The organism is Bradyrhizobium sp. Mp19, from assembly GCF_029952935.1.
GTDB lineage: Bacteria > Pseudomonadota > Alphaproteobacteria > Rhizobiales > Xanthobacteraceae > Bradyrhizobium > Bradyrhizobium elkanii.
Genome location: NZ_JASAUT010000016.1, coordinates 28654 through 54373, shown reverse-complemented (window position 1 = coordinate 54373; position 25720 = coordinate 28654). Strand labels below are relative to the sequence as shown.

The window sequence follows — 25720 nt, the reverse complement described above, 5'->3', positions numbered from 1 at the left end:
TCATTTTGATCGCCCCGGATCGCCATTGCCCGACAGCAGCTGCGCGGCGCCGCCGATGCCGCGGCGGAAGGCTTCATCGAAGGTGACGCCGCGGAACTGCCATTTGTAATCCTTGCCGTGCCAGGCCATCCGCCATTGCGTGGCCCAGCCGAGGTCATTGTCGTTCCAGACCAGCCGTCCGAGCAGAGTGGCCTCGCCGCCCTGCCGCGCGACGATCGAACTCAGCTTCGCCGGCGGCGTCTTCAACAGTTCGGCGGCGGTGACGCTGGCACTCGTCAACGCCGCTGCATCGGGCAGCACGAAGCGCATGCCGCGTTTTTCGGCAGCAGCCGCAAGCGCGTCGCGTTGCAGATCGGACTGCGTCCCGTCGGATGTGACGATGTAGTCCTTCGGACCGTGCAGCATTTCCGCGAAGACGCCGAGTACCGGCCGGCGCGACCGCCACGGCTTGAGATCGAGCCTGGCGAGAATGCCGTCGATCTTCCTCTCGTCGAAATCCACCGTCAGGTCGTAGGGCCGGTCACGGGTGCCCTGCTCGTCATGATGCGGCTTGCCGGCATATTGATCGTGATAGTCGAAACTGCTGACGAACGCCTTGGCTTTCGATTTGTATGCGGCAAGCCGGCGGTCGCCTGCGAGCATTGGCTGACCGGATACCTTGATCAGGACGTCCTCCAGACACGCACCGAAGCCGATGATGCGGTTCGGCTCGCCCTGGCCGGTAACGACGGTCTGCGCGCGGTAGAGGCTGTCTTCTGCTGCGGCCATCGCGCCACCGCAAGCGATCCATGCAGCGGCAAGCAACACGCGAACCGCGCCGCGTGCGAGCGTGGCGATCAGATCGCGCTTCGTCTCAAGCAAGGCAGCCATCGTCACCTCCGCTCGGTCACTTCATTGACGGCACAGATTGGCGGTATTTTCGGGCACCGCCAGCACGTTCGGGCATGGGCGCCATTCCATCGGTCCCGCTACGCGCTATGGCCACGCGCGGCAGGCCTGACATATGCTCGGAGCATGCGCGGCGGCGCCGCGAGCGCTGCCCAACACAAGAGCACCGAGCAGGAGACGTTCCGTGAAATGCTATGAGTTGCAAGGCCCCGGCGGCGTCGACGCGCTGGCGCTGGTCGACAAGCCGGTCCCGCAAGCCGGCCCCGGCGAAGTCCTGGTGCGGCTGAAGGCGGCGACGCTGAATTATCGCGACCTGCTCACGGTCAAGGGCGGCTACGGCTCGCGCCAGAAATTTCCGCTGGTGCCGGTCTCCGACGGCGCCGGCGTGGTCGAGGCGGTCGGCGCCGGCGTCAGGAGCTTCGCACCCGGCGATCGCGTGATCGGCAGCTTCTTCGAAAGCTGGCTTGGGGGCGAGCCGAGCGAGGCGCGGATGCGCGCGGCGCTCGGCGGCAGCGTCGACGGTGTGCTGACCGAGTACCGGGTCTTCCCCGCGCATGCGCTGGTGCGCACGCCGGATCATCTCAGCGACATCGAGGCCGCGGCACTGCCATGCGCCGGCCTCACGGCGTGGAGCGCGGTGGTCAAGCTCGGCGACCTCAAGCCGGGGCAGACGGTGCTGACCCAGGGCACCGGCGGCGTCTCGCTGTTCGCGCTGCAATTCGCCAAGATGTGCGGCGCCCGCGTCATCGCGACCTCCTCCAGCGACGCCAAGATCGCGCGGCTGAAGCAGCTCGGCGCCGATGTCACGCTCAACTACAAGACCACGCCCGATTGGGGCAAGAAGGCGCGCGAGCTGACCGGGCGCGGCGTCGATCTCGTCGTCGAGGTCGGGGGCGTCGGCACGCTGAACGAGTCGATCCGCGCCACCAGGATCGGCGGCACCATCGCCTTCATCGGCGTGCTCGCAGGTCCCGCCCCGTCCGACACGCGGCTGCCGCTGATGGTGATGCAGCAGCAGCGGCTGCAAGGCGTCACCGTCGGCTCGATCGAGGATTTGCAGGCACTGTGCGACGGCATCAGCCTGCACGGCGTCAAGCCCGTGATCGACAAGGTGTTCGCGTTCGACCAGGTCAAGGCCGCGTTCGCCCACATGGCGAGCGGCGCGCATTTCGGCAAGGTCGCGATTGCGATCGGGTAAAGCATGATGATGTGAAGTCGAAACAGTCCAGCGGCACGCTCGCTGCACCTCTCCCGCTTGCGGGGGTCGAGACGAGCGAAGCTCGCTCTTAGGTCGCATCGCATCTGATACGATGCGGGTGGGGGCTCTCTCCACGATGCGACTCGCGGAGAGAGCCCCCACCCTAACCCTCCCCCGCAAGCGGGAGAGGGGACGCAACCCCGATGCGGCTATGGCTTGACCCAATTTCATCATGCTCTAGAGCAGGTCGGCGACAAAGCCTAGCGCCCCGTGAACTGGGCCTTGCGTTTCTCGACGAAGGCCTGGCGGCCTTCCTTCGCATCGGCGCTCTCGCGGATCACCTGCTGCAGCTCGATCTCGCGGCGGAACTGATCGGCGTAGCTCGCGTGGTCGCTCTCCTCGAGCAGCTGCCGGGTCGCGACCAGCGCGCGCGTCGGTCCGTCCGCAAGGCGGCCGGCGAGCGCCTTCGCCTCGTCGAGCAGCCTTGCATCATCGACCACATCGCGCACCAACCCCCACTCCTTGGCCCGCTCGGCCGGCAGCGGCTCGTTCAGCAGCATCAGGTCGAGCGCGCGCTGGCGGCCGATCAGGCGCGGCAACAGCCAGGTCGAGCCGAGATCGGGCACCAGGCCGATCCGGCTGAACACCTGAATAAAGCTCGCCGAGCGCGCGGCCAGGATGATGTCGCCGGACATCGCGAGGCTGAAGCCGCCGCCGGCCGCGACGCCGTTGACCGCGACCACGACAGGTACGCGGCATTCGCGCAAGGCCTGCATCGCCGGCCAATAATGTCTCATCACGCCGGTGTAGATATTGTCGCCGAGCGACTGGAACGCCCTGAGGTTCTGCCCGGAGCAGAAGCCGCGTCCCTCCCCGGTCAGAACCAGCGCGCGGATGCCGGGATCGAGGCTCATCTCGCCGACGGCGAGTGCGAGATCGCCGAGCAGTTCCGGCGTCATGGCGTTCAGGCTCGCGGGATCGTTGAGCGTCAGGATGCCGACCTTGCCGTCCCGTTCACGCTTAACACCAGTCATTTTCCGCTCCCTGAAATTGGTTCTTGTTGTTGCACTGACAGTGCCATGCTTGGCATGCTACGGCAACGTGTCCCACCCGCAACAAGAACAGCGAAAGCAACGCCATGTCCGACCAGTTCTCCAACTCGCAAGTGATCCGCAAGCCGGCCGTCAGCGCCAAGGGCGGCATCGTCGCCGCACAGTCGCGCCGGGCGGCCGAGGTCGGCGCGGAGGTATTGGCCGCGGGCGGCGATTGCGTCGACGCCGTGATCGCGACCACCTTCGCGCTTGGCGTCGTGGAGCCGTGGATGAGCGGCGCCGGCGGCGGCGGCGCGATGGTGCTGTATCGCGCCAAGGAGAACCGCGTCGAGGTGATCGACTACGGTATGCGCGCGCCCGACGGCCTGCGCATCGAGGATTATCCGCTGACCGGCGGCGCGGCCTCCGATCTGTTCCCCTGGGCGCGGGTCAAGGACGACCGCAACCTGCACGGCCCCGGCTCGATCGCGGTGCCCGGCGTCGTTGCCGGCATGGAGGAAGCGCATCGCCGCCACGCCAGGATGGAGTGGAAGGACCTGCTGGCGCCGAGCGTCAAGCTCGCCGGCGAGGGCCTTTTGGTCGATTGGTGGACCACCGCGATGATCGCAAGCTCCGCCGCCGATCTGCGGCGCTATCCCGCCAGCGCCGCGGCGTATCTGCAGGACGGCCTGCCGCCGAACGCGCAATGGGGCATCAGGTCGGTGGTCCGCATGCCACAGGACAAGCTGAAGGCCACGATGGCGCAGCTCGCCGCAGCCGGTCCGCGCGATTTCTACGAGGGCGATCTGGCGCGCAGCATCGCCGATGACATCCAGGCCGCCGGCGGCGCGCTGTCGGTACGCGACCTCGCCGCCTTCCGCGCCCATCTGCGCGAGCCGCTGAAAATTCCCTATCGCGGCGGCACGGTCTATGCGACGCCGGAGCTGACCGCGGGTCCGACCATGGCGCGCACGCTCGGCCTGCTGCAAAAGGCGCTGGCGCCCGCGCAGGGCGGGCCGGATGCGGCGGCCTACGCTGCCTATGCCGAGGCGCTGCAAGCCGCCTATCGCGAACGGCTGAAGGACATGGGCGACGTCGACGGCCGCCGCGCGCTCGGCGCCGAAGCGATCGCGCCAAGCTGCACCACGCATTTCTCCGCGGTCGACCGCGACGGCAACATGGCCGCGGTGACGCAGACGCTGCTGTCGACCTTCGGCTCCAAATTCGTGACGCCGAACACCGGGCTGACCATGAACAACGGCATCATGTGGTTCGATCCGACGCAAGGCAATCCGAACTCGCTCGCGCCCGGCAAGCGCTGCCTGACCAACTACACGCCTGTGGTGGCGCAGGCCGCCGACGGCCGCACGCTTGCCGCGGGCGCATCGGGCGGCCGCCGCATCCTGCCGGCGGTGTCGCAACTGCTCTCTTTCGTGATGGATTTCGGCATGGATCTCGACGCCGCGATCCACCAGCCGCGGATCGACGCCAGCGAGGGCGCCGTGGTGATCGGCGACAAGCGCCTGCCCGCGAGCGTGCGCGAGGCGCTGCGCGGCCGCTTTGACTTCGAGGAGGCCCGTATCCAGACCCTGCCGATGAAGTTCGCCTGCCCGAGCGTCGTGCTGCGCGACGGCACCACCAACAGCGGCGCCACCGAGCCGTTCCAGCCCTGGGGCGATGCGGTCGCGGAGGGGTGAGTTATACGCACGACTCCTTCTCCACCGTCGTCCCGGCGCAGGCCGGGACCCATACGCCGCAGCGAGAATTGTGGATCGCGCTCGTCGTTCCAGCATCGCGAAACAACGACCATCGGTGGTTATGGGTCCCGGCCTTCGCCGGGACGACAGTGAACGTGTTGCACGACCTGTGAGTCACACGCTCGCATTCTCGCGACATGATCTGCCCGAGCTTTGCTCTTCGTTCCGCCCTCTCTCTTTACAGAGGGCGCAGGGAAAGCCGGGTGCCGATCGCATCCATGGGCCCGGTGCAATAGGTCGGGTAACTCAGTGATTTGGCGCGTTTTCGCAACCCGCGCCCGCGGACATTGCATGACCCGAACGGGCTGATACATTTGGACCGACAAAAATTGCGGTGACCGGCTTGAGAGAAGCAAGCGCAGACATGCCGCCCGGCGCGCAACTTCTTGGACGCGAGTGGCTGGGCTTCGACGGTGAAACCGCCACAGTCCGTTTCGAGGCGCAACCGTTGTTCACCAACCGCCATGGAACGATCCAGGGCGGTTTCCTTGCCGCAATGCTGGATTCAGCGACGGGCCTCGGCGCGCTCGCAACGCTGCCCGCAACGCGGACCGTCGTGACGAAGACCCTCACCACGCGGTTTCTCAAACCGGCGCGCATCGGCCCGATCACGGCCAAGGCGAAGGTCATCTCGCAGACCGACCGCGACATGATCGTCGAAGCCGATCTGATCGACGCCGACGATGTGACGGTCGCCAGCGCCACGGCCGAGTTGCAGATTCTGGACAAGCGATAGTCCGCAGCCCTATCAGCAATCCCTGCACCGCGCCAGCAGGGTGACTTCGTTCATTCCGTAGCCGTCGACGGTCTCGACGGTGCAGCCAAGCTCGCGTTCGCAATACCGGATCCACGGCTCGGGGCTCGTGCAATAGAGTTGCTGCACCGGCACTGCATTGGCGGTTGCAATGGGGTCCGCCTCCCCGGTGACGAAGTTGACGCTGAAGCCGCGCACGCTGGCGCGGCGCAGGTCAGCCAGCATACCGGCGACGAATGCCTCCCAGGATCGGCGGCAGCCGCCGACATCGACATTCATGATGCCGCTCGCGACCGAATAGGTCGCGCGGCGCGGGCTGCCCCTGCCGACCTTGAAGCGGCGCCCCGGCGCCGAGAAACGGCGGCGCGCGCGGCTGATCATGGCGAGCGACAGATCGATCCCGAGATAATCGATCTCCGCTTGCGGATGGCGCCTTGCGAGATAGGCGCACAGCGCGCCGTATCCGCAGCCGATGTCGTTCAGGCTGAACGGTGCGGAGAAGTCGCAGAGCTTCAGCAACTGGACGAAGCGGAGGTCCTGGGTGGCCTGGCACGACCAGTCCACCCCGCGCGGGGTGGCGCCGTATTTGGCGACCCGCGCGCTGTAGTAGGATTCGACATCGGCATAGAGATCGGAGAATCGCGCCCGGTCGCCTTCGGCGCCGAAACCTGCGGTCTCCGCCGCGATGCTCACGTCTTGCTCACTTCTTGGCTTTGGCCCGCCGCTGCTTCGCCATCGCGGCAAGCTCCTTGCGGGCGACCTGGCTTGGCTTGGTCGGGATCGACAGAACCCGATACGACTGGGTCGAGTAGATCAGCGGCGTGTGGCCATCGGCCGCAAACGTCACCTTCGGATTTTCCTTCATGGCGTGAACGCTAACCAGCACCGGCAGATACGGATTCTGCGTGAGCGCGTGGCGGAACGCCTGGACCACCCGCTTGTATCCGCTCACATTGGGCTGATCGGAAGGATAATCCTTCAGCGTGCCGAGGAAGGTGTACCAGCGCTTCCGTTCGATCCGGTCGGCCGGCTCGATCCCGATCAGCCGGAACGACTGCTCGAGGGGATGATTGGGAGAGAAGATGTCGAACTCCTTTTGCAGCTCGACCATCTCCATGATCCCGCCGGGACCAAACCGCTTGTTCAGCAGATCCAGAACATCGCGCGTCGTATCGTCTTGAATCATCCGTCCCATTAGAACCCCCTCAATACCTTGTTTCCAGAAATGAAAAAATCGTCGCGTCTAGCGGCGTCGCTCAAGATGCAATCGAAGCTGATCGAGTTGTGGCGTGAAGTAGACTGCCCCCGAGACATCGAGCAAATTCTGAGCGCCGCCGACAATCTCGTCAAGCTCATCATGTGACGTGCTGCCCAAAGCGCAAATGATCAGGCCGCGCAGCACGGTCGCGTGCAGTTCGGCGACGCGATCGGTCCTTCGCCGCGCGACCATCAGCGCCTCGTCCACCGCTTGCAGGGCCGCATGGTGGTCGGCGGCGCGATAGAGCGCTTCGGCCAGATCCGCCAGCATGCGGGCCTCGAATTCGAGGCCGGCTCGCGCAGAGCGCGCAAAGTCGATCGCCTCCTGAAGCTGGGCGGCGGCAACCTTGAAGTCACCTGCGGCGCCGCTGGCGAGGCCGGCGCTGGCGAGCGCCGCGACCCGCAGATAGGGCGTGCCGGACTGCTCGGCCAATTCGGCGATCCTCGCCGCATGCGGCTTGGCGAGTTCCGGCCGGCCGCGGCTCCAGCCCATCTCCACCATCGCAAAATGCGGAATGAACTGCACGACGGCGGCGAAGCGCTCCGGCTCGGCCCGCAGCACCTCGGCGATCCGCCGCTCGGCCTCGTCAAACCGGCCGAGCCGCACCAGAATTCTGGTGCCGAGACACCTGATCCAGTGCTCGACGTCGAAGCCGAGAATCTGGTTCGGGTTGAGACCGAGTGTGACGTTGTTGTGAAAACCGCCCTGCTCGGCAATCGCGGCAACCGCCACCTGCCCGGCGTCGAGCGCCTCGGCAAGACGACCCGACAGGAAGAACGCCTGGCTCAGCATGGCATTGACCGTCGCAAACCGTCCGACGTCCCCGGTGCCGGAAGTGAGCTTCAAGGCGTCCTGCACGAGATTGACATAGTCGTCGGCCGCCGCGGTCGCGGCCAGGATCCTGCCGTAGGCGCCGAGCAGGATCGGCTCGTGCACCGGGTCCGCCGCGCGTGCGTATTTGATCGCCTCTTCGGCGTAGGGCTTGACCTCTTCGGCGGACATGCCCTCACGCCAGCCGAAGTTGAGGATCTGGCCGCTCGACATCGCCCGCAGCCGGTCGACATATTCGGACTGGGGCTGGTCCTGCAGCAGGGCGCGAACCTTTTTCCAGCTTTTCATTGCCTCGGCGGAGTTGGTCTTGCCGATCCAGCGCGCCGCACGCTGCAAATGGGTGACCGCCTCCAGCGGCTGGCCCGCGGCCTCGTAGTGATAGGCGAGCAGCCCGGCAAACTCGTCGAGCTTGCCCCAGTCGAAGCCCTCGATGGCCTTGGCGACGGTCGCATGCAGCGTGGTCAGCCGCGACCGCAACTGGGTCGCATAGGCGACCTCCTGGATCAATGGATGGCGAAACGCCAGCAGTCCCTTGTCGTAGGGCGGCAGGTCGTACAGCAGCTCGGCCTGGCGGAGCTGCGCGATGGCGTTCTGCAAATCGTCGTTCGGCAGCGCCGCGACCGGACGCAGCACCGACATCGCGACCAGCCGGCCGATCACCGCCGCCGTCTCGAGCACCTGCTTGGCGATATCCTCCAGGTGATCGATGCGGGCGGCCACGACGGCCTGCACCGTTGCGGGCAACGGCACCGCATCGACGCCATGCTTGAGCCGGTAGTTGCCGCGTTCGCCCTCGACATTGCCGCGCTCCACAACGGTGTTGGCAAGCTCCTCGATGAAGAACGGATTGCCCTGCGCGCGTTCAATGACATTGCTGCTCAGCGAGGCCAGCGAGGGGTGCCTGCCGAAATGCTCGCGGAGCAGCTCGTTCGAATCGGACCACGGCAGCGGCGGGATGGCGATCTGACGGTAGTGAGACCGCTGCATGAAAGGTGCCGTGAAGCCCGGCCTGAAATTGACCACCAGCAACGTCGCGGTGCCGACGATGGCATCGACCAGCGTCTCGACGAACTCTTCGCTCGCGGCATCGATCCAGTGCAGGTCCTCGATCATGACGACCGCCGGCGTGTCCCCGGGGCGCGCGTGCACCAGCGTTCGAACGAGATCGAGCAGCTGCAGCCGCAGCGCGCGCGGATCGAGCTTCGGGGCCGGATGCTCCGGATCGGCAAGCCCGAGAAATTCGAGCAGCACCAGCAGCTCCTGCTCCGACGCGGCCATCTCGGCAAAGCGGTCGATGACGCGACGCCGGGATGTCTCGATCGGCTCCTTGACGCGGATGCCGAAGATGTCGCGCAGCAGCTCGAGCACGGGCTGGAACGGTGTTGCGCGGCCATGCGCCAGCACGCGCGCCTCGTAGACGCGAATGCCCTTGCGGCGGCAGTTTTCGGCGAACTCGAAGCAAAGCCGGCTCTTGCCGATGCCGGCATCGCCGACCATGCCGACGACCCGGCCGTCGCCGGCAACCGCGCGCGACAGCTCATGCTCCAACGCTGCCATCTGCTCGGTCCGGTTGACCATCGAGGTCAGGCGGCGGCCGCTGCGGAAAACGTCGCTGGCGGGCGCGCTGAGCAGCCCGGTCAGCTTGAAGACCTCCACCGGCATCGAGATGCCGCGAATGGCCTGCATGCCGAGCGGCACGACCTCGACGAATTGCCTGGCGCCGAGATAGGTGTCCCGCGTGATGAGGATCGCCCCCTCATCGGCCATCTGCTCCATCCGGTTGGCGATATGGACGTTGGCGCCGGCGGCGTCGTAGGTCTGGTAGATGGTGTTTTCCACCGTTTGCACCACGACTTCGCCGGTGTGCAGCCCGACCCGGATCTGCATGCCGGGATCGGCCAGCCTGGCCACCGAATCCTGCATGGCGAGCGCGGCGAGACAGCCGCGGACCGCATGGTCTTCATGCGGGCGCGGCGGCGCGCCGAACAGCGCCATGACGCCGTCGCCCTGGATCTTGTTGACGATGCCGTCGTAGCGGTGGACGGCCTCCTTCATCAGGTCGAGCACCGGCTCGAGGCGCCGCATGCCAAGCTCGGGATCGCCGAGGCTGTCGATCAGGTTGGTCGAGTTGCGGATATCGGCAAACAGCAAGGTGAGGTTCTTGCGTTCGCCGCCCTTGGTGCTGAGCGAACGGAGCAGCCGCTGCGAGGGCGCATCGGGACGGACGCTGCCCGCGGCGAGCGCGGTGCCGCAGCGGCCGCAGAAGCGGCTGGAGGGCCCGTTCACATGCTGACAGGAGTCACATTTGAGGCCTAATGGCGCACCGCAATCTTCACAATAATCGTTGCCAGCCCGGTTTGCGCGGCCGCATCGCTCGCACTGCATGAACAGCCTTTCAGTAAAGACTGCGAATATATCCGACGCGCGAGATTAGCCCAGCACATTCTGTAATTGTGTTAAATGCCTCACACACCGAGGCGGTCCCGCACCCGGCCGGTCAGCACGGCCGTGGTGACGCCGACCCGCCAGAAGGCGTGCATCGGGATCGGTTTGATACCGGTCACGGGCATGTCGATCTCGGCCTTGGGGCCGCCGATCAGGCGGCGGGCCAGCTGTGCGCCCATCGCGGTCGAGAGCGCGACGCCGCGGCCGTTGCAGCCGAGCGAGATCAGCAAATTCTCCGCGGGCTCATGGACATGCGGGTAGTGATCGGCGGTGATGGCAAGGCGACTGTTCCAGCCGTGGGTCCAGCTGACGCCCCTGAGCTGCGGCCACAGCCGCTCGGCGTAGCGGATCAGATAGGCGACGTCGGTCGGCTTGCTGATCCAGCGCATCGGGCCGCGGCCGCCCATCAAGAGCCGATTGTGCTGGTCGATGCGGTAATAGACCGTGATGTGGCCGCTTTCGTAGAGCACCGGCCGGGTCGGCATGATCGCGCGCGCGATCTCGTCGGACAGCGGCGCGGTCGCCGCGATCGACGAGAACACCGGCACGATGCTGCGGCGGAGCGCCGGCCAGAGATCATCGGTAAATCCGTTGGTCGCGAGCAGCACCTTGTCGGCGAGCACGACCGCGCGCGGGGTCGCGATCCGCCAGCGGCCGGCGTCGCGGCGCAGCCGCAGCGCCGGGGTCTCGCCATGGACGGCGACGCCGGCCCCGATCGCGGCGCGCGCAAGACCCCGCGCATAGCTCAGCGGATGCAGGTCGCCGCCGCGCGCATCCAGCATGGCGCAGAGGTAACGGTCGCTGCCGGTCATCTGCCGCATCTCGGCGGCGTCGAGCAGCTTCACCGGCATGCCGCGCCGGATGCATTGCTTTGCCGTAGTCTCGATCGCCGCTGCGCTGGCTTCGTTGTAGGCGGCGCGCAGCGTGCCATTCTGCCTGGCTTCGCAGGGGATCTGGTAGCGGCGGATCAAATCATGCGTGAAGTTGGTGGTGCCGTAGGCGAATTCGATCATGCGGCGGCCGAGATCGGCGCCGAAATCCTGCTCGATCCGGTCGGGGTCGTGCTTCAGTCCGGGATTGGTCTGCCCGCCATTATTGCCGGACGCGCCCCAGCCCGGCTCCTGCGCTTCCAGCACGGTTGCGAACACGCCCTGCTCGGCGAGGTGCAGCGCGGTGGACAGGCCGGTGAAGCCGCCGCCGATGATCGCGACCGGCACGCTCTTATCCGATGTCAGCTGAGGCGTCGGCGTCGCCTCCACCGCGGTGTCGGCATAGAGGCTCGGTGGCAGCGGCAGGCGGGTGGGTGTGGTCATGGGAGGATACCGAACTAGATGGATGTTGTGGCGAACGGCGCGTCCACAGACTCACTCACCTCTCCCGCTTGCGGGGGAGGTCGGATTGCATCGTAGATGCAATCCGGGTGGGGGCTCTTTCCACAATGCGACTCGTGGAGAGACCCCCACCCCGGCCCTCCCCCGCAAGCGGGAGAGGGGTGCAGTGCCGATGCGGCTACAGCTCGATCAAACAACGTCATGATGATCACAGCGGATGCAGCACGCGGCGCAGGAAATCCTGGGTGCGCGGGTGCTGGGGTTGGTTGAGGACGGATTTGGCGGCGCCCTGCTCGACGATGACGCCGCCGTCGATAAACAGCACGCGGTCGGCGACGTCGCGGGCAAAGCCCATTTCATGGGTGACGACAACCATGGTCATGCCGTCGTCGGCGAGCTTGCGCATCACCGACAGCACCTCGCCGACCAACTCGGGATCGAGCGCGGAGGTCGGCTCGTCGAACAGGATCGCCTTCGGCTGCATCGCCAGCGCCCGCGCGATCGCGACGCGCTGCTGCTGGCCGCCGGAGAGTTTTGGCGGATGCACTTCGGCCTTGTCGGCGAGCCCGACCTGCGCGAGCAGCGCGCGGCCGCGGGCGATCGCCTGCTCGCGCGGCTCCTTCTTCACATAAAGTGGTCCCTCGATGACGTTCTCGAGCGCGGTGCGATGCGGAAACAAATTGAAACGCTGGAACACCATCGAGACCTGGGTGCGGATCGCCACGATCGAGCGGTCATTGCTGTCGACGCGCGCGCCCTCGACGCTGATCTCGCCGCGATCGTAGCTCTCGAGCCCGTTGATGCAGCGTAGGATGGTCGACTTGCCGGAGCCGGACGGGCCGATGATGCAGACCACCTCGCTCTTGGCGACGGAGGCGGTGATGCCCTTCAGCACCTCGACCTTGCCAAAACTCTTGTGGACGTCACGCAGCTCGATCATTTGCGGTTCGCCTTGTTCTCGAAGTGCCGAACCAGCAGGATGAGCGGAATGCTCATGGTGAGGTACATCAGCGCCACCAGCGTGAACACGCTGGTGTTCTTGAAGGTCGAGGAGGCGATCAGCTTGCCCTGCAGCGCCAGCTCGGCGACGGTGATGGTGGACGCCTGCGAGGAATCCTTCAACATCATGATCATGATGTTGCCGTAGGGCGGCAGGATGATCCTGACCGCCTGCGGCAGCACCACGCGGCGCATGGTGAGCCACCAGCCCATCCCGATGGTCTGCGCCGCCTCGATCTGCCCCTTGTCGATCGCCTCGATGCCGGCGCGGAAATTTTCCGCCTGATAGGCCGAATAAGCGATGCCGAGCCCGATGATCGCGGCCTGCAGCGCCGATAGCGCGATGCCGAAATCCGGCATCACGAAATAGATGTAGAACAGCAGCACGATGATCGGGATGCCGCGGATCACGTTGATCAGCGAGGCGCTGAGGCCGACCAGGAAGCCGATCCCGGACACCCGCATCAAGGCCCACACCAGCCCGAGCACGGTCGAAAGGACGAGCGAGCCGACGGTGACGACGATGGTCAGCCAGACCCCCTGCAGCAGGATCGGCACGAACTCGACGGCGTCATGGAAAAATTTTTGCATCGGCTCAAACGTATCCAGTCCCGACACACGCTCGAATATTGTTCCCGTCACCCTGAGGAGCGCGTAGCGCGTCTCGAAGGGTCGACGGCCACCAGCCGGGCCGTGCATCCTTCGAGACGCGGCGAAGACGCCGCTCCTCAGGATGACGGATCACCCCGGGGCGCACGCTCAGGAAGCGCCGCCCTTCTGGCCCCATTTCTCCAGGATCTTTGCGATCGTGCCGTTGGCCTTCAGCTTCCCGAGTGAGGCGTTGATCTTCGCGAGCAGCTCGGTGTCGCTCTTGCGGACGCCGATCGCGACGGTGCCGACGGTGACCGGCTTGTAGCCGTCGACCAGCCGCACGTCGGCGAAATTGCCCTGCTGCAGATTGTAGGCGAGGATCGGATAGTCGGCGAAGCCGGCCCTGAGGCGGCCCGCATTCACGTCGCGCAGGATGTCGGGAATGGTATCGTAGACCTTGACCTCGCTGAACAGCCCGGTCTTCTTCAGCGCATCGACAAAGGCAGTGCCGACCTGGGCGCCGACCACGGTGCCCTTCAGATCCTCCTGCGAGGCATAGGCCTTGGTGTCGGCCTTCGGCACCACGAGGCCCTCGCCATAGGTGTAGACCGGCTCGGAGAAGTCGATCACCTCCTTGCGCGCGGCGGTGGCGAACATCGCAGCCGCAATGATGTCGATCTTGTTTGCGGTCAGCGAGGGGATCAGCGCCGAGAACTGCATCGGCTCGATCTGCACGGTAAAGCCGGCATCCTTGCCGATCTCGGTGGCGAGATCGACCATGATGCCCTGGATCGAATTGGTCTTGGTGTCGAGGAAGGTGAAGGGGATGCCGGTCGGGGTCGAGCCGACCTTGAGCACCTGCTGCGCCCCTGACGGCGCGGTCAAGGCAAGGGCAAGCGCCGCCACCGCGGCCTGGACGAGACGCTGAAACGACATCGCAACACCTCCCGAAGCTGGCCCTGGCGCCGCATCGCCCGCGCATTTCGCGCTTTTGGTTGCGGGCGACGCCGTTCCGGCCTATTTTCACCAATATGAAATTGTGGTCACGAAACCGCAGCCAATGCAAGCGGTTTTCATGCACATGAAGGAAGCGGATTGACGTGAGCGGCGGCAAGAGAATGCGTAAAGGCGCGGCAGCGAAGCCCGCAACGGCACGCCGCGCCGCCAGAAAGCCGGCCAGCAAGCCGGCCGAGCCCGCGATGGATCTCGCGGTCGGGCGCCGCATCCGCGACCTGCGCCGCAGCAAGGAGATGTCGCTGGAGGTGGTTGCCGCGCGCACCGACTTGTCGATCGGCTTCATCAGCCAGATCGAGCGCGGCCTGTCGTCGCCCTCGCTGCGCGTGCTGGCGACATTGGCCGACGTGCTCGGCGTCGGCATCGCCGCGCTGTTCGGCGCGACGCCGAAGGATGATGCCGCCGGCGGCGTCGTGACCCGCGAGGTGCAGCGCGCCGAGCTGAAGCTGTGGCGCACCGGGATATCAAAGCAGTTGCTCAGCCCAGCCGGCAGCGAGAGCCGGCTCAATCTGTTCCTGGTGCATCTCGAGCCCGGCGGCAACACCGGCGACGAGTTCTATACGCATGACGGCGAAGAGGCCGGCCTCGTGCTCCAGGGCGAGATGACGCTGACGGTGGACACCGAGACCTGGACGCTGAAGCAGGGCGACAGTTTCCGCTTCGCCAGCCGCCGCCCGCACCGCTTTTCCAACCCGGCGCGCGACGCGAAAGCCGTGGTGCTGTGGGTGAACTGCGTGACGGCGGCGGGGTGAGGCCCCACTCTCTCCACTCGTCGTCCCGGCGAAGGCCGGGACCTATAACCACCGATCTTGATTGTCGAAGGGGAAGCGGCCCCAGCGTCCTGCCATAACTCACATTCGTGGTTATGGGTCCCGGCTTTCGCCGGGACGACACCTGTTATTACGGAGCCCTCACGTCAAGACGCATCACCTCAACCCCATCACCACTTCCTCGATCTTGATCGGGAAATTCCGCACGCGGATGCCGGTGGCGTGGAAGACGGCGTTGGCGACGGCGCCCGCGCTGCCGGTGATGCCGATCTCGCCGACGCCCTTGATGCCGAGCGGGTTCACATGGGGATCGTGCTCGTCGACCGTGATCACCTCCATCGGCGGCACGTCGGCATTCACGGGCACATGATACTCGGCAAGGTTCGCGTTCAGGATGCGGCCGGACCTCTTGTCCATCACCGCCTCCTCGTGCAGCGCGAAGGAAAGGCCCCAGATCATGCCGCCGCGCAGCTGGCTCTGCACCATCAACGGATTGATGATGCGCCCTGCGGCGAACGCGCCGACCAGCCGCGTGGCGCGGATCTGGCCGAGATCCGGATCGACCTTCACCTCGGCAAAGACAGCGCCATGCGCATGCATCGCATATTGCGATTGCGCCGCCGGATCGGCCGCACCCGTGCCGGAGGCCTCGACCTCGGCAACGCCGGCGCGCGCCAGGATCTCGGCGTAGCTTTCGCTGCGCGCGTCATCGTCGCGGCGATGGAGCCGCCCGGCCCGCGCCACCACGCCGGCATTGCCGGCGCCGAACAGCGGCGAGCGCTCATCGGAGGTCGCAAGCTCGGCGAGTTTTGCGATCACCGCCGCACCGGCATTGTGGATCGCAGCACCGACCGTTGCAGTGTGCGCCGAGCCGCCGGCGATGCCGGCATCCGGCAGGTCCGAGGTGCCCGACAGGAACGAGATCTGCTCGAGGTCGAGCGCGAGCGCGTCGGCCGAGATCTGCGTGAGCGCAGTCCAGGCGCCCTGCCCCATGTCATGCGCGCCGCTCTCCATCACGCCGCGTCCATCGGCGCGGATCACGGCGCGGGCGTTGCCCTGGAACATCAGCGCCGGGAATGTCGCGGTGCCCATGCCCCAGCCGACCAGAAAGCCGTTCTCGTCGCGCATCTGCCGCGGCTGCAGCGGACGCCCCGCCCAGCCGAAACGTTCGGTCGCCTTGGCGTAGCACTGCCGCAGCGCCTTGGAGGAAAACGGCTTGCCGGTGGTCGGCTCGACCTCGGCGTAGTTCTTCAGCCGGAATTCCAAGGGATCGATGCCGCAGGCGAACGCCGCCTCGTCGATCGCGCTTTCCAGCGCGATTGATCCGGTGGCCTCGCCCGGCGCGCGCATGAACAGCGGCGTGCCGGTGTCGACGCGCACCGCCTCATGCGCGGTGCGGATTGCCGGGCTCGCATAGAGCGTGTGCGAGGCGTCGGCCGCCGGCTCGTAGAAATCGTCGAAGCTCGACGTCGTGACGCGCGCCTCGTGATCGAGCGCGGTCAGCAGGCCGTCGTCACCAGTGCCGATCCGGATGCGCTGGCGGGTCTGCGGACGATGGCCGACCGGGCCATACATCTGGCTCCGCCGCAGCACCAGCTTGACCGGACGCCCGACCAGCTTCGCCGCCATGACGCCGAGCACCTGCGGCCCGGAGACCAGGCCCTTGGAGCCGAAGCCGCCGCCCAGGAACGGGCTGTTGATGTGGATGTTGCCGGGCGGAATGCCGAACAGGCCGCCGATCCGCATCTGCGCCATCGCCATGCCCTGGCTCGGCGTGTCGATGAACAGACGGTCGCCGTCCCACACCGCGACGATCGCGTGCGGCTCCATCGCGTTGTGATACTGCGCCGGCGTCTCGTAAGTTGCGTCGATCCGCTTCGATGCAGCGGCAAGGCCCGCATCGATATCGCCGTGGCGGACCTCGGCGGGATTGCCGATGCCGACCACCGGCGGCGCATAGGCCTCGCCGGCGTCGAGGCCGACACGCGCGATCTCGACCTGGTAGCGCGGCGAGAGCAGTGCCGCGCCTTCGGTCGCGGCCTCCAGCGTCTCGGCGATCACGACCGCGATCGCCTGGTTGGCGTAGCGCACCTCGTCGCTCTGCAGGAGCTCCATGCGGAAGGCGAACGGATTACCCTTGGCGTCGGGGTCTTCCGCAAGCTCCGGCTTGTGCGCCGGCGTCATCACGTCGATGACGCCGGGGTGGCGCCTGGCGGCGGCGACGTCGAGCGCGGTGACGCGGCCGCGCGCGATGCAGCTGGTCGCGATCGCGGCATAGACCATGCCGGGCAGATGATTGTCCGCGGCATAGCGGGCCTTGCCGGTCACTTTCAGCGTGCCGTCGGTGCGGGTCAGCGGCTGGCCGATATTCGAGCCGTGCCTGAGATGGGCGGGGTCGCGGGTCAGATTGAGTTCAGCCGTCATGCGTTACGCTCCTGCAACGGATGAGAAGGGAGAGCCCGGCAGCGCGGGAATGCGATCCGGCGTGCCTGCGGCAGCAAGGGTGAGCGCGCGCACGACGATGCGCTGAGCGAGCTCGATCTTGAAGGCGTTGTCGCCGGACGGTTTTGCGCCCACGAGCGCCGCGCGCGCTGCCTCGCGATAGCTAGCCGCATCCGGCGCGGCGCCCGCGAGCACCTGTTCGGCCTCGCGCGCCCGCCACGGCTTTGCCGCGACGCCGCCGAGCGCAAGCCGCGCCTCGCGGATTTTTCCATCCTCGATGCGCAAGCCGGCCGCAGCCGAGACCACGGCGAACGCATAGGACGTGCGCTCGCGCACCTTGATGTAGCGGGCATGCCCGGAGAAGCCTTGCGCTTCGGCCGGCAGCCGCAGCGCGACGATCAGGTCGCCGCGCTCCAGCGCGGTCTCGCGCTCCGGCGTCTCGCCCGGCAGACGGTGCAGCGCCTCGAGCGGCAGCTCGCGCCGGCCGGTCTTGCCCTCGATCTCGGCGACGGCGTCGAACGCGACCAGCGGCACGCAGAAATCCGACGGATGGGTCGCGATGCAGCCCTCGCTCCAGCCAAGCACCGCGTGCAGGCGGTTCTCGCCCCTCAGCGCGTCGCAGCCGGCGCCCGGCCAGCGCCGGTTGCAGGCGCTGCCGGCGTCGTAGAAATAGGCACACCTTGTCCGCTGCATCAGATTGCCGCCGACGGTCGCGGCATTGCGCAGCTGGGCGGACGCGCCCGACAGCAACGCCTCGGCGACCGCCGGATAGTTGCGCGCGAACCCGGTGTCATGCGCGAGATCGGCATTGCGCACCAGCGCGCCGATCCGCAACCCGCCGTCGGCCAGATGCTCGATGCGGTCGAGCCCCGGCAGACGCGTGACATCGACGAGAAGGCTCGGCCGGCTGACCCCGCCCTTCATCAGGTCGAGCAGATTGGTGCCGGAGGCGAGATAGCTCGCGCCCTTTTCGGATGCCGCCGCGATCGCGTCCGCGACGCAGGCCGGCCTGACATAGTCGAAGTTCATCATGCGGAGCGCCTCTGCCTGGTCGCGTTGATGTCGGCCTGCGCCTCGAGCACGGCCTCGGTGATTCCTTGATAGGCCCCGCAGCGGCACAGATTGCCGCTCATGCATTCGCGCACGCGCTCAGGATCGCCGCCGGCCTGGCCTTCCTCGATCAGGCCGATGCCGCTCATGATCTGGCCCGGCGTGCAGAAGCCGCACTGGAAGCCGTCATGGGCGATGAAGGCGGCCTGCACCGGATGCAGCTGGTCGCCGCGCGCGATGCCTTCGATGGTTGTGATCTCGGCGCCGTCGTGGCTGACGGCGAGCGCGAGGCAGGAATTGATGCGGCGGCCGTCGACCAGGACGGTGCACGCGCCGCACTGGCCGCGGTCGCATCCCTTCTTGGTGCCGGTGAGATCGAGGCGCTCGCGCAACAGGTCGAGCAGGGTCACGCGAGGGTCGTCGAGGGCAATTTCCCGGCGAACACCGTTGATGGTGAGGCTGAGTGGGAGATTCATGCGGGGCTCCGATCCGTGTATGGTCGGGTTGAATCGAGGCAACGGAAGCCCGTGGCCGCCGATGCAGGATCGGCGCGCCTTGTCAGGCCCGGTGCTGGTCGCCATATACGGAGGCATCCTCCGTTTACAAGGGAGGGTGAAAAGAAAAAGCCGATGAAAAACTAATGGCCGCTCGATCACCAGAAATTGCACGCAAGCCCCGCGCCGATGCCGTGCGCAATCGCGAGCGCGTGCTGGAAGCGGCCAAGGCCGTGTTCTCGGCCGGCGGCAGCGAGGCGAGCCTCGAGGCGGTGGCGCGCCATGCCGGCGTCGGCATCGGCACGCTGTATCGCCACTTCCCGACCCGCGAGGCGCTGTATGAGGCGGTCTATCGCCGCGAGGTCGAGCAGCTCGGCGATCTGGCCGAGCAACTGCAATGCGCGCCCGAGCCGGTCGAGGCGCTGCGGCGCTGGCTGCGCGCCAATGTGGAATTCGTCGCCACCAAGAAGGGCATGGTCGCGGCACTGGCGCTGGTCGCGCACGGCTCGACCGAGTTGCATGCCTATTCGTTCGACCGCCTGACCAAGGCGATCGGCACCCTGCTTGCGCGCGCGGTCGCGGCCGGCGCGATCCGCGGCGACATCAGCGCCGAGGACGTGCTGCGGGCGCTGATCGGCATGTGCTACATGCACGACCAGCCCGGCTGGCAGACCACCGCGCTCAGGCTGCTGGATGTGTTCGTGGACGGGCTGCGGGTGCAGCCGGTCGGCACAACGGCAAAGCCTGCGAAGAAAGCCAACCCAAAGCCGCCGCGCTGACCGTAGCCATCGTAGTCCGCATGAGCGCAGCGACATGCGGGACCGACTGCCCGGGATATCGCGGAGCCTGTCATTGGCGGGCCATCGCGCGACCCGTTGGCTCAACGGGCTATGCTTGTTCAGGCCGCCATGTTGAAGAGAATGCCGAGCGGCAGCCGGGGTCCTGCCGGATTGACATGAAACACCGCATCGATGGTGCGCGCGGCGAGGGATGACGGCTTCATCCAGTCAAGATGACCGGCGAGCCAGGATCGCGGCTCCGCAGCCAGCACGATCGCCGATCCCCAGCTATCCAGCGGATTGTCGCGGGCCAGCGCCTGCTCGCGGCCGGGAATGGTTGTGCCGGCGGCGCCCATCAGATGATGCAGCACCGCCTTGGCAAGCAGGTCATCGAAACGTCCGTCATCGACCCGTTCGCTTCCGACCGCATCGATCGCGAACAGCGCGTCGGCTTCGGCGCGACTGACCGAATGTCCGGCGCGACCGGCGGCACAGAGGATGCGCGCGCATAGCGCGGCGTCGGCGGCGTCGATCGTTCGGGAGAAATGCGCCCGGCCGGCCATCGTGGGTCCCTCGCCCGCAATGATGTCGCAACACACCAGCGCGAGCGCCGCGGTGCTGCGGGCCGCAGCGTCGGACGTTGACCTCGCGATTTCGGCAACAAGATCCTCCGCGCCGCAAGGCGCATGCGGGGACAGCTCAAATTCATGGGCACGCATCGATCACTCTGCTGTTGATTGCCGCCCGCCCCACGACGGCGGTGGCCACCGCTCAAGGTCGTCCGGTGCGTGGCCGCAGCCACCGCATGATGATCGCGTGCGGCGTTCGCCGGCTGCGCGGCAGGTCGTGCCGCTGCAGCGCCGCCCTTGCAAAGGCGGCCGCCTGCTCGCTGGATTGCCGTTTCTCGCGCGCCAGCAACATCCATTCGCGGATCACGGCGCGTCGCACCTTGGACATGGCGGTTTCCCTTCGCGATAAGCCGCGTTCAGCGCGTCACGCCGCCAGCTGCAGCGGATGGGCTTGCGACCGCCGCGCCGACAGCGCGCAGCCGCATCGATGCACGATGCCCTGCTCGACGACGAAGCCGCGCCGCTCCAGCGACGCCCGCAGGCTTTGGTTGGCCGGGGCCTTCTGTGCATCGACCCACACCACCAGCACCGCGCGGGCGCTGAGGACATTCGTCAACCAGTCCAGCGCCGGCTCGAGCGCGAGAAGCGTACGCCGCCGCCAATCGACCAGCGCAACGTCGTACTGACCGGCCGGGCGGCCGCAATTGCCCGACGCCGCCGCGCGCGCATAGCCGCGCCGCTGCAGTTCGAACATCAATTCCATGCTCCGCATGCCGGCCACGACGATACGCTGTTGCGTCGTGCAGCCGGCAAGCGCGATCATCGGCTCGATGATCCGGTCGCCGGTAGCAATCTGAAGCGAAGACATGACATCACCTGTTCCCGTTCGCTCACGCGCGTCCGGCCGAGCCTCGGCCTGGCGTCCGCGGGAGCGCTTGCATCGGGATCAATATCTTCAGGGCGGGATATGAATTCGAGAGCGCCGCAGGCTCCGCGGCATATGAGCCGCATAAGCCCGCGGCCGGATGCGATGGCGGCGGTAGGTGGCAACGAGTGAGCTGAACTCGGAGGCCGCACCAGTGTGCTAAAGTGCACAGACGATCAGATTGCCATTCGGTTAGATCGTCGCATTGCCAAGCCTGGCGCATACATATCTGTTTATACTCGCGATCCAGCCCGGCCATCGTGCCGGGCTTTTTCATGGCTCCGGCCTGCAAAAAAGCCCCGCACCAGGCGGGGCTTTCGCGATCATCGCGGATTGGTCCGCGTTCCGCTGTTGTTGCCGGGCAGGTTCGAGGTCCCGGTCCCTGTCGCCGAGTTGTTGTTGGGGTCGGTCGAGTAATTCGGCGTCGAGGTGCCCGGGTTGTTCATGTTGCCGGTCGTGCTGCCGGGTGGATTGCTCATTCCCGAGCCCTGGCCCATGCCGGTGGTGCCTCCGGTACCGGTTCCCGCACCCGAACTGCCCGTCCCCGCGCTCGCACCGCCCGCCGATCCGCCAGCGGCGCCGCCGCCCCCGCCACCCTGCGCGAAGGCGAACGAAGTCGACAGCATCATTGCCGCAGCGAGACCAATCGTTGCCAGTTTCTTCATGTGAAATCCTTTCCTGGTTCGGACGAGCAACGTGCTCCGCAAGGCGGGCGTTCCTAAGCCATCGCCGCAGGATGGAGCGGCATTCCGCGCGGCGCGAGGAACTTGAACTGGCCGACCTTGTTAGGCCGGAGAACGAACGTCCGGGAGGTGCTCCCCGCATGAAGACACTTCAGATGCAGCACGAGATCACGGCCGAACTGGAAAGACGGTCAGGTGTCACAGGCCTGAAGCTGATCCGGCTCAAGGGCTATACGCCAAGCTGGGATCTCGGCGGCACGCGCGAGACCGCGCTGGATGAGGCAAAGGAAAGAGAGCTTCGCGTCACCGTGACGGCGATGCAGGACGAGTTCGACATCGCCTAGGACCGTTGCACGAGCAAGTTGCACCGAACAGCCCGAAGCCGTGCGTGAATGATCATGACGCACCTGGTGGCGTCGAGCCAACCGGGCGCGCAATAATATGTCGCACCACGATATATTCCACGCCAGGGACCTGTTTGACGCTTCCCAAGCGGCGATAACGACACGCGAATCCCGGCCATTGAACGAACGTCGAATGCGCGATCCGACGTTTCCATTCGCGCGCCGTGCTCCGGAATGATTATGCTGGCAAAAAACAGGTAGACGCGGAGGCAAACTCCGCGATCTGCCGATTGGCCATGGCGAGGAAAACGCGCGTTCGCGCTCGAGTTTTCGAGGACGACTCCCGACATTCGGGAAAAGATGCGCCTGCCGTTCATTTGGATCGCAGAAATGAACGAGAGCATCTCATCTCGGTTTATCCGCTACCCGATCGGCACCTCGCTGCTGATGGCCGGCATTCTGTTCGTCGGAATGGTCGCCTACCCCCTGCTGCCGGTCGCGCCGCTGCCGCAAGTCGACTTTCCGACCATCCAGATCTCCGCAAGCCTGCCCGGCGCCAGCCCCGAAACCATGGCCTCCTCGGTTGCGCAGCCGCTGGAGCGGCAATTCGCGCAGATTCCGGGCATTGCCCAGATGACCTCGACGAGTTCGCTCGGGTCGACCGCAGTCACCATTCAGTTTGATCTGAACCGCAGCATCGACGGCGCCGCCAACGACATCCAGGCGGCGATCAATGCCGCAGGCGGTCAGTTGCCCAAGAACCTGCCGACGCCGCCGACCTATCGCAAGGTCAACCCGGCGGACTCGCCGATCCTGCTGCTGTCGGCGACCTCGGACACCCTGCCGCTCATCACCGTGAGCGATGCGGTCGACGCCCAGCTCGGGCAGCAGATCAGTCAGATTTCGGGCGTCGCCCAGGTGTTCATCGGCGGGCAGCAGAAGCCGTCGATTCGCGTGCAGATCGATCCCGCCAAGCTGGTCGCCAAGGGGCTCTCGCTGGAAGATATCCGCAGCCAGATCGCGATCACGACGGTCGACAGTCCGAAGGGCAACATCGACGGCACGAGCCGTGCCTACACGATCTACGCCAACGATCAGCTGCTGGAGGCCAAGGACTGGAATGACGTGATCATCGCCTATCGCAACGGCGGCCCGTTGCGGATTCGCGACATCGGCCAGGCCGTCGCCGGGCCGGAGGACATGAAGCGGGTCGCCTGGGCGGACGGCAAACGCGGCGTGTTCCTCGTCATCTTCAAGCAACCCGGCGCCAACGTCATCGGAACGGTCGACAGGATCAAGGAGCAGCTTCCAAGGCTCGTTGCCGCGATTCCGCCCGCCATCAAGATCAAGATCATCAGCGACCGGACATTGACCATCCGCGCCGCGGTCGAGGACGTGCAGATCACGCTGCTCATCACCATCGTTCTGGTCGTCATGGTGATCTTCCTGTTCCTGCGCAGCTTCTGGGCGACGGTGATTCCCGCCGTGACCGTGCCGCTCGCGCTGCTCGGCGCCTGCGCGCTGATGTGGGTGTTCGGCTACACGCTCGACAACCTTTCGCTGATGGCACTGACGATCGCCGTCGGCTTCGTGGTCGACGACGCCATCGTGATGCTGGAAAACATCACGCGATACGTCGAGCAGGGCGCGCGGCCGCTCGCCGCGGCATTGCAGGGCGCCGGCGAGATCGGGTTTACGATCCTGTCGATCAGCATTTCATTGGTCGCGGTGCTGATCCCGCTGCTGCTGATGGGTGGCGTGATCGGCCGGTTGTTCCGCGAGTTTGCGGTGACCCTGGCGATGGCGATCTTCGTCTCCCTGGTGGTGTCGCTGACGCTGACGCCGATGATGGCATCGCGCTTCCTGCGCGCGCATGGCGAAATCAGGCACGGCCGGCTCTACCAATGGAGCGAGGCGGCATTCGACAGGATGCTGCATGCCTATGAGCGAGGGCTTGATCGGGCGCTGAGCTGGAGCCGGACCACGCTCTGCATCTTCTTCGCGACGGTCGCACTGTCGGTCTATCTGTTCGTGATCATTCCGAAGGGATTCTTCCCGCAACAGGACAACGGCTTCCTGAACGCCGTGTCGGAGATGGCCCAGGACATCTCTTTCGCCGACATGGAGCGGCATCAGGAAGAACTCAGCAGGATCGTTCGGGCCGATCCCGCGGTCGAGAGCATGGCCGAGTTCATCGGCGGTGGCGGCACCGCGCTGAATTCGGGTCGCATGTACATCACGCTGAAGCCGCGCGAGGAGCGCGACGCGAATGCGCAGCAGATCATCGCACGGCTGCGGCCGAAGCTCGAGGCGGTCGAGGGAGCACGTCTCTACATGCAGGCGTCCCAGGACGTCCGGCTGGGCGGCCGCGCGACACGGACGCAGTTCGAATACACGCTGCAGGATGCAAAGCTCGACGAGCTGAACGAATGGGCGCCGAAGATTCTGGCCAGGATGAAGACGCTGCCGGAACTGCGCGACGTCGCCACCGACCAGCAGACCGAGGGAACGACGCTAACGCTGACCATCGATCGCGACACCGCGTCGCGCTTCGGCATCCAGCCGCAACTGATCGACGACACGCTGTACGACGCGTTCGGCCAGCGCCAGGTGACCCAATACTTCACCCAGCTCAACAGCTATCACGTCATCCTGGAGATCCTACCCGAATTGCAGGGCAAGCTCGACACGCTCGACAAGCTCTACATCAAGTCGCCGACCACGGGGGACGAGGTGCCGCTCTCCGTGTTCTGCAAGTGGACCACGATTCCGGTGCGCCCGCTCGCGATCGCGCACCAGGGGCAGTTTCCTGCGACCACGATCAGCTTCAACCTCGCGCAAGGGGTGGCGCTCGGCCAGGCCACCGATGCGATCCAGAACGCCGTCGCCGATCTCGGTGCTCCAGCCACGCTCAGCTCGAGCTTCCAGGGCACCGCGCAGGCCTTCCAGCAATCACTGAGCTCGGTGCCGCTGCTGATCCTGGCCGCGCTGGTCGTGGTCTACCTGATCCTCGGCGTGCTTTATGAAAGCTACATCCATCCGCTCACGATCTTGTCCACGCTGCCATCGGCCGGGGTCGGCGCGCTGGCGATCCTGATGGCGTTCGGGTTCGATTTCAGCCTGATCGCGCTGATCGGCATCATCCTCCTGATAGGGATCGTGAAAAAGAACGGCATCATGATGGTCGACTTCGCGATCGCCGCCGAACGCGGCGAGCATCTATCGCCGTGTGAATCGATCCGGAAAGCGGCCCTGCTGCGCTTCCGCCCGATCATGATGACGACGATGGCGGCGCTGCTCGGCGGCGTCCCGCTGATGCTGGGCACCGGAACGGGATCGGAAATCCGTCAACCGCTCGGCTATGCGATGGTCGGCGGCCTGATCGTGAGCCAGGCGCTCACGTTGTTCACGACGCCGGTCGTGTATCTCTATCTCGACCGATTCTCGAATGCGCTGTCGAACTGGACGGCAACGAAGCGAGACAACGATGTCGAACCGCCCGTGAAGAACGCCGCCGAATAACCCCGGAGCGGACTCGAACCCGCGATCGCAACCGCCCTGGCGAGG

At 66.2% G+C, this 25720-nt stretch carries 23 protein-coding genes; 7 read left to right on the top strand and 16 right to left on the bottom strand.

What is annotated here, in order from left to right:
* Entirely contained in the window at positions 1-870 is an 870-nt protein-coding gene (locus tag QJT82_RS19205) for a DUF2066 domain-containing protein (protein ID WP_028341225.1), read from the bottom strand.
* 202 nt (positions 871-1072) lie between these two features.
* On the opposite strand from QJT82_RS19205, the gene QJT82_RS19200 reads away from it, so the two are divergent.
* Positions 1073-2086 (top strand): NAD(P)-dependent alcohol dehydrogenase, encoded by a 1014-nt coding sequence (locus QJT82_RS19200; RefSeq protein WP_028341226.1) that lies wholly within the window; start codon positions 1073-1075, stop codon positions 2084-2086.
* Positions 2087-2346: 260 nt separating this feature from the next.
* Here the strand turns inward: QJT82_RS19200 and QJT82_RS19195 are convergent, their stop codons facing one another.
* The gene (locus QJT82_RS19195; protein ID WP_028341227.1) at positions 2347-3120 is read right to left on the bottom strand and encodes an enoyl-CoA hydratase-related protein; all 774 of its coding nucleotides are present in this window, start codon (positions 3118-3120) and stop codon (positions 2347-2349) included.
* A 104-nt stretch (positions 3121-3224) separates the two neighbouring features.
* Here QJT82_RS19195 and QJT82_RS19190 point away from each other — a divergent pair, with 104 nt between their 5' ends.
* A complete protein-coding gene (locus QJT82_RS19190) occupies positions 3225-4814 on the top strand; it encodes a gamma-glutamyltransferase (RefSeq protein WP_028341228.1) in 1590 nt (529 codons plus the stop codon).
* 424 nt (positions 4815-5238) lie between these two features.
* Entirely contained in the window at positions 5239-5610 is a 372-nt protein-coding gene (locus QJT82_RS19185) for a PaaI family thioesterase (protein WP_028341229.1), read from the top strand.
* Between the two features lie 12 nt (positions 5611-5622).
* On the opposite strand, the gene QJT82_RS19180 is transcribed toward QJT82_RS19185, so the two are convergent.
* The 7 genes from QJT82_RS19180 to QJT82_RS19150 all read right to left on the bottom strand — a co-directional run bounded on the left by QJT82_RS19180 (position 5623) and on the right by QJT82_RS19150 (position 14019).
* Positions 5623-6321: a methyltransferase domain-containing protein gene (locus QJT82_RS19180; protein WP_028341230.1), complete on the bottom strand. Its 699-nt coding sequence runs from the start codon at positions 6319-6321 to the stop codon at positions 5623-5625.
* 7 nt (positions 6322-6328) lie between these two features.
* Positions 6329-6823 carry a hypothetical protein gene (locus QJT82_RS19175; protein WP_028341231.1) on the bottom strand — a complete coding sequence of 165 codons (495 nt, stop codon included), beginning with the start codon at positions 6821-6823 and terminating at the stop codon, positions 6329-6331.
* A 48-nt stretch (positions 6824-6871) separates the two neighbouring features.
* Positions 6872-10102: an adenylate/guanylate cyclase domain-containing protein gene (locus QJT82_RS19170; protein ID WP_028341232.1), complete on the bottom strand. Its 3231-nt coding sequence runs from the start codon at positions 10100-10102 to the stop codon at positions 6872-6874.
* An 80-nt stretch (positions 10103-10182) separates the two neighbouring features.
* Positions 10183-11475 carry an FAD-binding oxidoreductase gene (locus QJT82_RS19165; RefSeq protein WP_028341233.1) on the bottom strand — a complete coding sequence of 431 codons (1293 nt, stop codon included), beginning with the start codon at positions 11473-11475 and terminating at the stop codon, positions 10183-10185.
* A 226-nt stretch (positions 11476-11701) separates the two neighbouring features.
* Positions 11702-12433 carry an amino acid ABC transporter ATP-binding protein gene (locus QJT82_RS19160; RefSeq protein WP_028341234.1) on the bottom strand — a complete coding sequence of 244 codons (732 nt, stop codon included), beginning with the start codon at positions 12431-12433 and terminating at the stop codon, positions 11702-11704.
* Positions 12430-13083: an amino acid ABC transporter permease gene (locus tag QJT82_RS19155; RefSeq protein ID WP_028341235.1), complete on the bottom strand. Its 654-nt coding sequence runs from the start codon at positions 13081-13083 to the stop codon at positions 12430-12432. Before QJT82_RS19155 ends, QJT82_RS19160 begins: the two co-directional genes overlap by 4 nt.
* Positions 13084-13251: 168 nt before the next feature.
* Entirely contained in the window at positions 13252-14019 is a 768-nt protein-coding gene (locus tag QJT82_RS19150; RefSeq protein WP_028341236.1) for an ABC transporter substrate-binding protein, read from the bottom strand.
* A gap of 182 nt (positions 14020-14201) precedes the next feature.
* On the opposite strand from QJT82_RS19150, the gene QJT82_RS19145 reads away from it, so the two are divergent.
* Positions 14202-14849, top strand: coding sequence for a cupin domain-containing protein (locus QJT82_RS19145; RefSeq protein ID WP_035631738.1), 648 nt, complete (start codon positions 14202-14204; stop codon positions 14847-14849).
* 174 nt (positions 14850-15023) lie between these two features.
* Here QJT82_RS19145 and QJT82_RS19140 read toward each other — a convergent pair whose 3' ends face one another.
* The 3 genes from QJT82_RS19140 to QJT82_RS19130 are packed head-to-tail and all read right to left on the bottom strand — an operon-like array spanning position 15024 to position 18835.
* A complete protein-coding gene (locus QJT82_RS19140) occupies positions 15024-17291 on the bottom strand; it encodes a xanthine dehydrogenase family protein molybdopterin-binding subunit (RefSeq protein WP_028341238.1) in 2268 nt (755 codons plus the stop codon).
* Between the two features lie 3 nt (positions 17292-17294).
* Positions 17295-18341: a xanthine dehydrogenase family protein subunit M gene (locus QJT82_RS19135; protein WP_028341239.1), complete on the bottom strand. Its 1047-nt coding sequence runs from the start codon at positions 18339-18341 to the stop codon at positions 17295-17297.
* Positions 18338-18835, bottom strand: a complete 498-nt coding sequence (locus QJT82_RS19130; RefSeq protein ID WP_028341240.1) for a (2Fe-2S)-binding protein — start codon at positions 18833-18835, stop codon at positions 18338-18340. Before QJT82_RS19130 ends, QJT82_RS19135 begins: the two co-directional genes overlap by 4 nt.
* Positions 18836-18999: 164 nt before the next feature.
* Here QJT82_RS19130 and QJT82_RS19125 point away from each other — a divergent pair, with 164 nt between their 5' ends.
* Positions 19000-19632, top strand: a complete 633-nt coding sequence (locus QJT82_RS19125) for a TetR/AcrR family transcriptional regulator (protein WP_028341241.1) — start codon at positions 19000-19002, stop codon at positions 19630-19632.
* A 119-nt stretch (positions 19633-19751) separates the two neighbouring features.
* Here QJT82_RS19125 and QJT82_RS19120 read toward each other — a convergent pair whose 3' ends face one another.
* From QJT82_RS19120 to QJT82_RS19105, 4 genes are all read right to left on the bottom strand, one after another.
* Positions 19752-20351 carry a hypothetical protein gene (locus QJT82_RS19120; RefSeq protein WP_051447904.1) on the bottom strand — a complete coding sequence of 200 codons (600 nt, stop codon included), beginning with the start codon at positions 20349-20351 and terminating at the stop codon, positions 19752-19754.
* Positions 20352-20403: 52 nt separating this feature from the next.
* Positions 20404-20589, bottom strand: coding sequence for a hypothetical protein (locus tag QJT82_RS19115; protein WP_028341242.1), 186 nt, complete (start codon positions 20587-20589; stop codon positions 20404-20406).
* 36 nt (positions 20590-20625) lie between these two features.
* Complete coding sequence (locus QJT82_RS19110; RefSeq protein ID WP_028341243.1) at positions 20626-21069, bottom strand: hypothetical protein; 444 nt, start codon at positions 21067-21069, stop codon at positions 20626-20628.
* Between the two features lie 380 nt (positions 21070-21449).
* Complete coding sequence (locus QJT82_RS19105) at positions 21450-21791, bottom strand: hypothetical protein (protein ID WP_028341244.1); 342 nt, start codon at positions 21789-21791, stop codon at positions 21450-21452.
* A gap of 158 nt (positions 21792-21949) precedes the next feature.
* Between QJT82_RS19105 and QJT82_RS19100 the strand changes: the two genes are divergently transcribed.
* Entirely contained in the window at positions 21950-22153 is a 204-nt protein-coding gene (locus tag QJT82_RS19100; RefSeq protein WP_028341245.1) for a hypothetical protein, read from the top strand.
* Positions 22154-22543: 390 nt separating this feature from the next.
* The gene (locus QJT82_RS19095; protein WP_028341246.1) at positions 22544-25675 is read left to right on the top strand and encodes a multidrug efflux RND transporter permease subunit; all 3132 of its coding nucleotides are present in this window, start codon (positions 22544-22546) and stop codon (positions 25673-25675) included.
* The last annotated feature ends 45 nt before the right edge of the window (positions 25676-25720 follow it).

Coding starts and splice junctions, on each gene's coding strand:
- QJT82_RS19205 (WP_028341225.1), bottom strand. CDS start 870: ATGGCTGCCTTGCTTGAGACGAAGCGCGATCTGATCGCCACGCTCGCA.
- QJT82_RS19195 (WP_028341227.1), bottom strand. CDS start 3,120: ATGACTGGTGTTAAGCGTGAACGGGACGGCAAGGTCGGCATCCTGACG.
- QJT82_RS19190 (WP_028341228.1), top strand. CDS start 3,225: ATGTCCGACCAGTTCTCCAACTCGCAAGTGATCCGCAAGCCGGCCGTC.
- QJT82_RS19185 (WP_028341229.1), top strand. CDS start 5,239: ATGCCGCCCGGCGCGCAACTTCTTGGACGCGAGTGGCTGGGCTTCGAC.
- QJT82_RS19175 (WP_028341231.1), bottom strand. CDS start 6,823: ATGGGACGGATGATTCAAGACGATACGACGCGCGATGTTCTGGATCTG.
- QJT82_RS19170 (WP_028341232.1), bottom strand. CDS start 10,102: ATGCAGTGCGAGCGATGCGGCCGCGCAAACCGGGCTGGCAACGATTAT.
- QJT82_RS19165 (WP_028341233.1), bottom strand. CDS start 11,475: ATGACCACACCCACCCGCCTGCCGCTGCCACCGAGCCTCTATGCCGAC.
- QJT82_RS19160 (WP_028341234.1), bottom strand. CDS start 12,433: ATGATCGAGCTGCGTGACGTCCACAAGAGTTTTGGCAAGGTCGAGGTG.
- QJT82_RS19155 (WP_028341235.1), bottom strand. CDS start 13,083: ATGCAAAAATTTTTCCATGACGCCGTCGAGTTCGTGCCGATCCTGCTG.
- QJT82_RS19150 (WP_028341236.1), bottom strand. CDS start 14,019: ATGTCGTTTCAGCGTCTCGTCCAGGCCGCGGTGGCGGCGCTTGCCCTT.
- QJT82_RS19145 (WP_035631738.1), top strand. CDS start 14,202: ATGCGTAAAGGCGCGGCAGCGAAGCCCGCAACGGCACGCCGCGCCGCC.
- QJT82_RS19140 (WP_028341238.1), bottom strand. CDS start 17,291: ATGACGGCTGAACTCAATCTGACCCGCGACCCCGCCCATCTCAGGCAC.
- QJT82_RS19135 (WP_028341239.1), bottom strand. CDS start 18,341: ATGATGAACTTCGACTATGTCAGGCCGGCCTGCGTCGCGGACGCGATC.
- QJT82_RS19130 (WP_028341240.1), bottom strand. CDS start 18,835: ATGAATCTCCCACTCAGCCTCACCATCAACGGTGTTCGCCGGGAAATT.
- QJT82_RS19125 (WP_028341241.1), top strand. CDS start 19,000: ATGGCCGCTCGATCACCAGAAATTGCACGCAAGCCCCGCGCCGATGCC.
- QJT82_RS19120 (WP_051447904.1), bottom strand. CDS start 20,351: ATGCGTGCCCATGAATTTGAGCTGTCCCCGCATGCGCCTTGCGGCGCG.
- QJT82_RS19115 (WP_028341242.1), bottom strand. CDS start 20,589: ATGTCCAAGGTGCGACGCGCCGTGATCCGCGAATGGATGTTGCTGGCG.
- QJT82_RS19110 (WP_028341243.1), bottom strand. CDS start 21,069: ATGTCTTCGCTTCAGATTGCTACCGGCGACCGGATCATCGAGCCGATG.
- QJT82_RS19105 (WP_028341244.1), bottom strand. CDS start 21,791: ATGAAGAAACTGGCAACGATTGGTCTCGCTGCGGCAATGATGCTGTCG.
- QJT82_RS19100 (WP_028341245.1), top strand. CDS start 21,950: ATGAAGACACTTCAGATGCAGCACGAGATCACGGCCGAACTGGAAAGA.
- QJT82_RS19095 (WP_028341246.1), top strand. CDS start 22,544: ATGAACGAGAGCATCTCATCTCGGTTTATCCGCTACCCGATCGGCACC.